Annotated in this window: 2 protein-coding genes; both read left to right on the top strand. The window is 58.3% G+C overall.

Features of this window, described 5'->3' with window-relative positions:
• The first annotated feature begins 204 nt into the window (after positions 1-204).
• Positions 205-1,371, top strand: a complete 1,167-nt coding sequence (locus HOP59_RS23390; RefSeq protein WP_234255743.1) for a helix-turn-helix domain-containing protein — start codon at positions 205-207, stop codon at positions 1,369-1,371.
• Positions 1,372-1,392: 21 nt separating this feature from the next.
• Entirely contained in the window at positions 1,393-1,722 is a 330-nt protein-coding gene (locus HOP59_RS23385) for a hypothetical protein (protein WP_234255742.1), read from the top strand.
• Positions 1,723-1,831 lie beyond the last annotated feature (109 nt).

Here is a 1,831-nt window from a genome sequence, read left to right as displayed (position 1 = left end):
GGGTGAAAGAGCTACGCCGGGTCTGCACACGGTACGACAAGTTGGCCAGTAGCTTCAGGGCCATGGTATGTCTGGCGTGCATAGACCGTTGTCTGCGAGCAGACTTTTCGGACAAAGCCTAAGGGGACAGGAATGCTAAAAGTGACTATAATTCGCCGATCTGCTATTTTAGTTACTTAGAGGGGAGGGCCAGGAGGCAGGGGGATGAGCATCGAGCACATCAGCATCAATTTGCGCCGGCTAAGGAAGGAGTCGGGTATATCGCAGGCAGAACTGGCTGAGGCGGCAGGACTCTCGCTGAGCGGTTACCGCAAGCTGGAGCTAGCCAAGACTGAAAGCCCGCGTCCGGAGTCGCTCAAGTCGATTGCTCGTGTGTTGGGGGTGCCGCTTCAGGAGCTGCTGATGCCGGTAGCGTCGCTCGAGCAAGTGCGCTTTCGCTCGTTGCGCAGGCTGAAGAGCCGTGGCCAGATTCTGGCGGATGTTGCCGTTTGGCTGCAGGATTTCGCTGACCTGGAAGACCTGACCGGAGAGCGGCCGCCGCATGCGCTCGAGCCGTTGTGGAAGGCATACCACCAGCATGGCGCGGAAGATATCCCGGGCTATGCACAGCGGGTGAGATCGGCGTTCCACCTCAACGATCGCGAGCCGGTGCACGATATCTGTGGTCTGCTGGAGGCGCGCGGTATCAAGGTGCGCTCGGTTTCCGTTCCCAATGATGCCTTCATGGGGCTCTCCGTTGGAACTGAAGAGCGCGGGGGGCCCGCCATCGTAGTCAATACCTGGGAACGGCTGCCGGTCGAGACTTGGATCTTCAGTGCCGTGCACGAGCTTGGGCACTTGTTGATGCACCTCGGGGCTTACGATGTTGCCGCCTCTGAGGAAGATGCCGACCAGGAACGTGAAGCCGATCGTTTTGCTTCGCACTTCCTGATGCCGGAAGCCGCTTTTCGTCGTGAATGGGACGAAACCGCGGGGCTCTCGCTGCTCGACCGGGTATTCAAGGTCAAGCGGGTATTTCGTGTCAGTTGGCGTACCGTGCTGTTCCGGGTGGCGGAGAGCATGCCCGAGGCATCGCGTGGCGGGCTCTGGGCACGCTTCAATGCCGAATACAAGCGGCAGCGGTCTCGTTCGCTGCTCAAGCATGACGAGCCCAGCGGCATCGATGCCGAGGTTTACCATGCACTCTATAGCGAACGGCCGGTCGGCGAAGAGCCGTTCGGAATGGATGCTTACGACTTCAAGGAAGATCGTCTGGCCCGTTTGGTGCGCCGGGGATTGGAGGAGGGACTCATCTCGCTCTCACGCGGAAGCGAGATTCTCAACCTGCCACTCATAGAAATGCGGGAACTTACCCGCTCCTGGATGAGCTGACGACGGCTGCTGGCGAACACGATGCCGATCATCACAGATGCCAATGTACTAATTGATTACTGCCAAGCGGACCTGTCGATTTTGGGGCTCTACGCCGCCCACATCGAGCCGGTACTGATACCCTCGCAGATTTTCGATGAAGTCAACCAACTTACCTTGGCGGAATGTGAGCGCTTCGGTCTGGAAATCGTCGATGAACCCACCGAGATCTTGTTCGAGGCGACGAACCGGCGGGGCCCGCTCTCGTATCCTGACCGCGTCTGTCTGTATCTGGCCAAGGCCAGGCGAATGACATGCATCACCAATGAAAAGCCCTTACATCGGGCATGTCAGGAAGAGGAGCTATGGTGACTTCTGGTGTATGGGAGGAGGTAGGAAGGGTGGCGTATCCTGTTGATTGATCACGACCAAGATCTCAATCAACACGAGTGGATACGCCATGACCGATTCTACCCTCTGG

This window comes from Billgrantia aerodenitrificans, from assembly GCF_021404405.1.
Lineage (GTDB): Bacteria > Pseudomonadota > Gammaproteobacteria > Pseudomonadales > Halomonadaceae > Halomonas > Halomonas aerodenitrificans.
This window is presented reverse-complemented; position numbering and strand designations above follow the sequence as displayed.